The following is a 7,985-nucleotide window of genomic DNA, read 5'->3' as shown; positions in this document are numbered from 1 at the left end:
TTCGTCGAACGATTCGTGGGTGTAATCGGGCTCGGGGTTCTCGGGCCGTTTCGGCCGCGCTTTCGCCTTGGTCCTGCCGTTGGCCTTGGACCGTGCCGCCAGGGTCTCGGCGCGCGAGGGCTTGGTACCGCGCGCGGTTTTTCCCTCGCCCACGGGCCGCTTGGCCTGTCCGCGGCTCGGCCGCTTCGCGGTCTCGCGGCGGGGCCGGTTCTCGGCCCGGTTCTTGGTCTCACCGCGGGTCGCGCGCCGTTCGCTGCGGCCCCAGCTCGTGCCGCGCCGGGCGGCGGCGGTCTCGCGGGCCGCGTTCTCCGAGCGGAACTGCGCGATCCGGATACCGGCGATGATCAGCACCAGAACGGTGGCCAGCATCATCGGCGGGAAACGGTGCACCAGCGGGATCGCCAGGTTCAGCAGGATGTCCTTGAGCGAGGCGGTGCTGGTCCCGGTGAGCTGGCGATACGCGATCGGCACGGCGACGAACAGCAATAGCGGCGGTAACACCATCGTGGTGAACAGGCCGCGGAACCGCACCGCCGCCACCGCCGCCAGACATCCGAAGATGTAGAACGCGCTGAAGGTGCCGGTGAGGTCCGTGACGTCGCCGAGGGCATCGATGAGGAAACCCAGGAAGGTGCAGGCCGCAGCGATGAGAACCGCGGCATAGGCCGGGACACCCGGCACCGTCGGCAATAACGAACGTTGCGGCGCGGGCACCCGGGAATTCTCTCGTTGGGAAGCAGCCACGTATTGAACACTATCGTCCGGAAGGGTCGACTGTGTTACGGCACGGCGGGTCCGGTGCCACGATTGTGCGGAAACGGTGGTCGGCGGCGGTATTCATACCGTCAAGGGATATGGGTGGTGCGCAACACGATGGCGCATTGGAGACACTGTCCACAGCGGTCACGCGTCCGCCGGGCCAGGGGCGGTACGGGTCTCGGCGTGTTGCCGGTGTGGCGACCCGGGTATCGGGACCGGCATTGAAGCTGTCGGTGCGGTGCCCTAAATTCGCCGTCATGCGAATCCTGCATACGTCGGACTGGCATATCGGTCGCACCTTTCACGGCGTGGACCTGCTGGCCGACCAGTCGCGGGTACTCGAAGCGATCGCCGAGCTCGTCGCCGCCGAAGAGGTGGACACCGTCGTGCTCCCCGGCGATGTCTACGATCGCTCCATCCCCAGTGCGGACGCGATCGCGGTCTGCAACAGGGGATTCGAAGCCATCCGCGCGGCCGGGGCGCGCATCGTGGCCACCTCCGGTAACCACGATTCGCCGACCCGGCTCGGAGCGGGCGCCAGCTTCGCCGCGGCCGGGGGGTTGTATCTGCGCACGACGGTGGCCGATTCGGCGTGGCCGGTGCTGCTGTCCGACGCGCACGGTGAAGTCGCCTTCTACGGCATCCCGTATCTGGAGCCGGAGATCTGCCGTGGCGAGCTGGGGGTGCCACAGGCACGGTCGCATACCGAGGTGCTCGCGGCCGTGCTGGACCGGATCCGCGCCGATATCGAGCAGCGGCCACGCACCCGGACGGTGCTGCTGGCGCACGCCTTCGTGGTGGGCGGCGCGGCCACGGGTTCGGAGCGGTCGATTTCGGTGGGCGGCGTGGAGACGGTGCCGTTGGGGATGTTCACCGAGCCGGGCTTCGACTACGTGGCGCTCGGGCATCTGCATTCACCACAAACCCTCGCCGAGGGGGTGCGGTATTCGGGGTCGCCGCTTCCGTACTCGTTCGGCGAGCGCAGCCACCGCAAACAGGCGTGGCTGGTGGACCTCGGCGAGACCGGGCCGGCGCGGGTACGAGGTCTGGCATTACCCCTGGTCCGCGGGTTGACTCACCTCAGCGGGACACTGGAGGACTTGCTGGCCGATCCCGCCTGCGAACCGGCCGAACAACACTATGTCTCGGTATCGCTCACCGACTATGCCCGTCCGGTGGACGCCATGCGCCGCCTGCGCGAGCGTTTCCCGTACGCGGTGCACGTGGAATGGGAGAGACCGCAGGGTGATCCGGCCCTGCGTTATCGGGAACGGGTGCGCGGCCGCGACGACACCGATATCGCCCGCACCTTCCTCACCGATGTGCGCGGCGAGCCGAACGCCTCCGAAATGGACTGGCTGACCCGGGCCATGGCCGCCGCGGTCCGGGAGACGGAAGTGGTCCGCGACGATATCGGCGCGTCCCCGGCGGCGGCCGATACGGAACTCACCGCATGAGGTTGCACCGGCTGGAGATGACGGCCTTCGGCCCCTTCGCCGAGACGGCGTCCGTCGATTTCGACGAACTCGGCGCCGACGGACTCTTCCTGCTGCACGGGCAGACCGGCGCCGGGAAGACCACGGTGCTCGACGCCATCGCCTACGCACTGTACGGACGGGTGCCGGGGGCGCGGGGGGACAAACGGCTGCACTCCGATCACGCGCCCGCGCATATCCGCCCGGAAGTGGTGCTCGAGGCCACCCTGGGCGGCCGGCGGCTGCGGCTCACCCGGCAACCCGAATTCGAGCGGCCGAAGCTGCGCGGCCACGGGACCCGGGTGGAGAACGCCAAAGCCACATTGGCGTGGCTGGACGGACAGGGCACCGATCTCTCGCGGATCAACGAGATCGGCGACGAGATCGTACGGCTGCTGGGGATGAGCGCCGATCAGTTCTTCCAGGTGGTGCTGCTGCCGCAGGGGGATTTCGCGAAGTTCCTGCGCGCGGAGAACGAGGATCGCGAAAGGTTGCTCGAGAAACTGTTCGATACCGGGCGTTTCGGGTCGGCCGAACAGTGGCTCACCGCCCAGCGCAAGTCCTCTGGGGAGCAGATCGGCGCCCAGCAGCGCAATGTGGAGGATCTGATCACCCGGGTCGCGGTGACGGCCGGGATCGACCGCACCGAGCGGATCGACATTCTGGACGCGGTCGAGTGGTCGCAGGATCTGCTGGCCGGGGCCCGCGGCGAGGTGGAGCGAGCACAGCACGAACTCGATCGGCGCCGCGTTGAGTCGGCACGCGCCGATGAGCAGGCCGAACGGGAGCGGCGGGCGGCCGAGCAGCGACGCCGGCTGGAACTGGCCCGGAAGCAGCTCGAGCAGTACGCCGCCGATGCCCCGGCGCGGGCCGCGGATCGTGGCGAACTGGATCGGGCACGCCGCGCCGAACCGGTGGCCGCGGCGCTGGCCGAGGCCGAGGCCGCGGTCCGCGCGGCGCGCAGCCGGGAAGCCGAATCCGCGGCGGCGGCCGAACGCCTGGCCCGGCTGGCCGCCGAACCCGACAGTTCGGATATCCCGGGTATGCACCTGGTGCTGGGTCCGTCGGCCGGGGACCCGGCCGACGAAACACCCTCCGGCGATATCGTGCGCGCGGGTGCCCCGGAGTCGGCGGAGGACGAGTTCGCGCTGTTCGACGCGGGTCCCGGCGGGGCCGGGCACAGTGCCTCCGGTGCCGACGCCGAGGATTCGGACCGGATGGACGACCGAGCGGGCTACGACGAGGACCTCGGCCTCGATACCGCGATCCGCGGGTGGAGTGCGCTCCTGGGCAAACTCGGCGAGATCCGAACCGACGCGGCCACGGCCGACACCCTGCGCGACGAACTGGCCGAACTCCACGCCGAGGCGGCCGAACTCGGCGAGCGCTCGGCCGCGCTCACCGAACGCCGGGCCCGGCTACCCGAGACAATCGCCGCCGCACAGGCGCGGGCGCGGGAAGCCGACGAGGCGACAGCGACACTGCCCGGTCTGCGGGGCGAACTCCGGCGCCTGCAGCAGGCCGCGAGCGCGGCCGTGGACCTGGTCCGGGCGCGCGCCACCCTGGACCGGGCCCGGGTGGATCTCGATACCGTGCGCGCCCGGCACCTCGAGGCCCGCGAGCACGTCCTGGACCTGCGCGAGCGGCGGCTGGCCGGGATGGCGGCGGAGCTGGCCGGACGGCTGGTCGAGGGGCAGGCGTGCGCGGTGTGCGGTTCGGCCGAGCATCCCCACCCGGCGCGGCAGGCGGCCGGTGCCGTGTCGAAGGAGGACGAGGCGGCGGCGGTCGCCGTGGAACGCGCCGCCGACGCGGCCCGCGACCGTGCGCAGTCGGCGCTGGCCGAGGTGGAGCGGGAGATCGAGGCGCTGCTGGCCCGCGGCGGCGATACCGACCGCGTACAGCTCGCGGCCGAACTGCGCGCGGCCACCGAGAAGTGCGCAGACGCGGAGGAACTGGCCGAATCGGCCGACGCGTATGCCGCCGAACTCACCCGTCTGCGCGGCGACGAGAGCGCGCTGCACGATGAACTGCGCGAGACCGAGACCCGGGCCGGAGTGGTCGCGGCGCGGATCCGGTCCGCGCAGACCCGGCTCGCCGAAATCGAGGAGAAGCTGCGCACCGCCGCCGGGCGGGACCGGACCATCGGTCGTCGCCGGGAGCGCCTGCACGCGCTGATCGCCGCCGCGGGCGACCGGCGTGACACCCACGCCGCGGTCCGCGCGGCATGGGAACGGGTGGCCACCTGTGTGCTGCGGGTCGAACGATTGGCCGCAACGGCGGGCCTGATACCGCCTACGAGTTCCGATCTCGCCGCGACCGGTGATCCGGGTGACACGGACCGGGGACCCGGAGCCGGCGCGGAGGAGATGCTGGCGACGCTGCGGATCTATTCGCCGCTGGTCGGCGCCGCGACCCGGACCCCGCAGCGGCAGGACGCACTGAGCGCCGCCCTCGCCGCGGCCGAGGAGATCCGCGCCGCCGCCCGGGCCGTGCTGGACGAACCGGAGATCCGGGCCGCCGCCACCGCCGCGCCCGGCGATCCGGAAGCGCTGGCGGCGGCGGTGCGGGCCGCACGGACCGCACTGGACGAGGCGGTCGCGGCCCATTCCGCCGCCGTGCACCGGGTCACCCGGCTGGAGACCCTGTGCGGCCAGTTGTGGGCGGCAGTGGATCTGATCGCCCCCGCGCAGCGGGCGCATCAGGAGCTGGCCGAGCTGGCGGAGGTGGTCGCGGGCCGCGGCGCGAACAATCGGCGGATGTCGCTGCGCTCCTATGTGCTGGCGGCCCGGCTCGAGGAGGTCGCGGTGGCGGGGTCGGCCCGGCTGCGCCGGATGTCGGGCGGCCGGTACGAATTCGTGCACACCGACCGGGCCGGCGCCCACGGCCGGCGCGGCGGGCTCGGGCTGGACATCCGCGACGACTACACCGGCGCCGTCCGGCCCGCTCGCACACTCTCGGGCGGGGAAACCTTCATGGCTTCACTGGCGCTCGCGCTGGGCCTGGCCGATACCGTCGCGGCCGAAGCGGGTGGGATCATTCTCGACACCCTGTTCATCGACGAGGGCTTCGGCAGCCTGGACGCGGACACCCTCGACGCGGTGATGGGCGTCCTGGACGAACTCCGCGCCGGGGGCCGGGTGGTCGGGCTGGTCAGCCATGTCGACGAGATGCGCCAGCGCATACCCAGCCGCCTGCACGTGGTGCGCGGTCGCAACGGTTCCCGGTTGCACGCCACCATCGCCTGACCGGGCGGCTCAGCCCTCGAGATCGAGCAGCCGCCGCTTGATGTCCAGACCCCAGCGGAAGCCGCCGAGGGTGCCGTCGGTGCGCACGATCCGGTGACAGGGCACGAAGAGCGCGGCGGCATTGCGGGCGCAGGCGCTCGCCGCAGCGCGGGTGGCGGCGGGCCGGCCGGAGCGCGCGGCGAAGGCGGTGTAGGTGATCGGCTGTCCCGCGGGCACCGTGCGCAGCACCTCCCACGCGTGCTGGAGGAATTCACCCGAGCGCTGACGCACGGGGACGGGATCGATCGCGGCCGTATCGCCGCGGTGGTAGGCGGTGACGGCGTCGGTCACCGTACCCAGCTCCCGGCGGGCGCGCAGGTCGGCCGGGCGCAGCCCGGGGTGGATGAGGGTGCGGAGTTCCTCGGGGGCGGCGGTCCACCCGGACGCCAGTACCGCGCCGTCGGCGGCCACGATCGCGGTGAACGGGCCGAGCGGGGTGTCGACGGTGGCGACGTCGGCGGTCGCGGTGGCGTGCGGTGCGGGCAGGGTGGCGGTGGACATCAGTCGGTACTCACTTTCGCTTCGGAATCAGAGGTGGGCACCGCGGATTCCCGGGATTCGGCCCGGGCCCGGAGTTCGGTGCGCCACAGGTGCATACAGAGATAGGAACGCCAGGGTGACCAGCGGGTCGTATCGGTCAGGTCGATACCGCGGCGGACGGCGCCACGGCGGATGACGAGGTCGGTGTGCAGCATGATGTCGGGATCGGCCAGCAGCCGCATGGTGACGTAGTCGGCGGTCCACGGGCCGACACCGTCGAGCGCGAGCAGATCGCGGCGCAGTTCGGCGGCCGTCCGGCCCTGGTGCAGGACCAGGTCGCCGGAGGCCAGCGCCGCCGCCGCGGCGGTGATCCAGCGGATCCGCTGAGCGGGGCCGGTCAGTACCTCGGCGCCGCGTTCGGCGATCACCTCCGGCGTCGGGAACAGCCGGCCCACCGGCCCGTCCACCGGTTCGCCGAGGGCGGCTACCAGCCGGGCCGTGTGCGTATTGGCCGCGGCCACCGAGATCTGCTGACCGATCATGGTGCGCAGCAGCAACTCCGGTCCGTCCACACATCCCGGTACCCGTATCCCGGGCGAGAAACGCGCGTCCGGGCTCGAGTCCGTGCCGCTGCCCGCACCGGGCCTGTCGAGGGCCTCGTCGATGGCCACGGGGTCGGCGTCGAGGTCGAGCAGATGCCGGACCCGGGCCACCGCGGGCGCGAGGTCGCGCATATCGCGCAGGGTGAGTTCCGCGCGGACGTGCCCGGGCAGGACCGCGAGCCGGACCCCGGCGTAACCGTGCGGTGTGCGGATGGTGCGCAGGTAGTGGTTCTCCCCGTCCGGGGTCGTCTGCCAGAGTTCCAGACCCGGCGCCACATGGGCGGACAGGAACCAGTCGAGCCAATCGCGGTCCAGCGGCGCCCGGTAGGGCAGCCGCAGCGACAGGGTGCCGTTTGCGGCCGGCACGGCACGGTCGCGGGTGCGCTGCGCTTCGGTGCGCATGGTGCTCGGGCTGACCGCGAAGACCTCACGCACGGTGTCGTTGAACTGCCGGATACTGGCGAAACCGGCGGCGAAGGCGATATCCGACATGGACATGGCGGTGGTCTGGATGAGCAGTCGCGCGGTGTGTGCCCGGTGGGCACGCGCGAGCGCCAAGGGGCCCGCGCCGAGTTCGGTGGTGAGGACCCGGGTGAGCTGACGCTGCGAGTAGCCGAGTGCCGAGGCCAGAGCCGGGACCCCGCCGCGTTCCACCACACCGTCTCCGATGAGCCGCATGGCCCGGGCGGCCAGGTCCGCGCGGGTGTTCCACAGCGGCGATCCGGGCGCGGCATCGGGCAGGCAGCGGCGGCAGGCGCGGTAACCCGCCTGCTGGGCCGCGGCGGCGGTCGGCAGGAAGGTCACATTGGTGCGCTTCGGAGTAATCGCCGGGCAGGACGGCCGGCAATAGATTCCGGTGGTGCGCACGGCGGTGTAGAACTGCCCGTCGAAACGGGAGTCGCGGGCCGAGACCGCGCGATAGCAGCGTTCGAAATCCAGGGCCGTGATGCTCACCCCCACACGATGTCAGCTCAGGAGGCCGCGAGCTAGCGGAAAACAGACATCGGCGCCGGATGTCGTCCAGGGCAGACGCGGGGGTTTCGCCGGTCCGCTGTTCGGGTCGGTCCTCCGGGGTGTCGGAGGTGGCAGCGATGGCGGGGCGACTGTGGGGAGGTCAGCGAGGTAAGGGAGAGCAGCCCTGGAAACGCGACGGCGGGGCCGGTGCGACCGGCCCCGCCGTAACTCTCGCGGTCCTGCTCAGCAGCAGCGCGCGCCCGGATTGCGTTCCGCGTCGGCGTAGCGCTCCCGCCAGTAGTCCCGTTCACTCACCACCGGCCGACCGGGATGCACCCTGCGCATATGCGCCAGGTAGCGCTGGTAGTCCTGCCCGCCGACGACGGAGTCCAGGTACCGGAACACCGCCCGCACGCCGCGCGCCAGCGCCC

6 protein-coding genes are annotated in these 7,985 nt (G+C 71.9%); 2 read left to right on the top strand and 4 right to left on the bottom strand.

Annotated features, from left to right (window positions below; translation table 11 throughout):
* The coding region (locus ON38_RS36830; protein ID WP_083872905.1) for a DUF6542 domain-containing protein at nucleotides 1-744 on the bottom strand (744 nt) is incomplete at its 3' end.
* A 272-nt stretch (nucleotides 745-1,016) separates the two neighbouring features.
* On the opposite strand from ON38_RS36830, the gene ON38_RS20505 reads away from it, so the two are divergent.
* Together ON38_RS20505 and ON38_RS37925 are read left to right on the top strand one after the other, a co-directional pair.
* Nucleotides 1,017-2,216: an exonuclease SbcCD subunit D gene (locus tag ON38_RS20505; RefSeq protein ID WP_039826530.1), complete on the top strand. Its 1,200-nt coding sequence runs from the start codon at nucleotides 1,017-1,019 to the stop codon at nucleotides 2,214-2,216.
* Nucleotides 2,213-5,479 carry an AAA family ATPase gene (locus tag ON38_RS37925; RefSeq protein WP_039826529.1) on the top strand — a complete coding sequence of 1,089 codons (3,267 nt, stop codon included), beginning with the start codon at nucleotides 2,213-2,215 and terminating at the stop codon, nucleotides 5,477-5,479. The genes ON38_RS20505 and ON38_RS37925 overlap by 4 nt, the downstream gene beginning before the upstream one ends.
* Nucleotides 5,480-5,488: 9 nt before the next feature.
* Here the strand turns inward: ON38_RS37925 and ON38_RS20495 are convergent, their stop codons facing one another.
* The 3 genes from ON38_RS20495 to ON38_RS20485 all read right to left on the bottom strand — a co-directional run bounded on the left by ON38_RS20495 (nucleotide 5,489) and on the right by ON38_RS20485 (nucleotide 7,968).
* Nucleotides 5,489-6,019, bottom strand: coding sequence for a methylated-DNA--[protein]-cysteine S-methyltransferase (locus ON38_RS20495; protein WP_051165006.1), 531 nt, complete (start codon nucleotides 6,017-6,019; stop codon nucleotides 5,489-5,491).
* Nucleotides 6,019-7,554: an Ada metal-binding domain-containing protein gene (locus ON38_RS20490; protein WP_051165008.1), complete on the bottom strand. Its 1,536-nt coding sequence runs from the start codon at nucleotides 7,552-7,554 to the stop codon at nucleotides 6,019-6,021. Before ON38_RS20490 ends, ON38_RS20495 begins: the two co-directional genes overlap by 1 nt.
* Nucleotides 7,555-7,797: 243 nt before the next feature.
* The gene (locus ON38_RS20485; RefSeq protein WP_083872903.1) at nucleotides 7,798-7,968 is read right to left on the bottom strand and encodes a YbdD/YjiX family protein; all 171 of its coding nucleotides are present in this window, start codon (nucleotides 7,966-7,968) and stop codon (nucleotides 7,798-7,800) included.
* Between the last annotated feature and the right edge of the window lie 17 nt (nucleotides 7,969-7,985).

The organism is Nocardia testacea NBRC 100365, assembly GCF_000308775.1.
Classification (GTDB): Bacteria; Actinomycetota; Actinomycetes; order Mycobacteriales; family Mycobacteriaceae; genus Nocardia; species Nocardia testacea.
The sequence above is the reverse complement of the archived record's forward strand: the minus strand, read 5'-3'. Positions and strand labels throughout refer to the sequence as shown.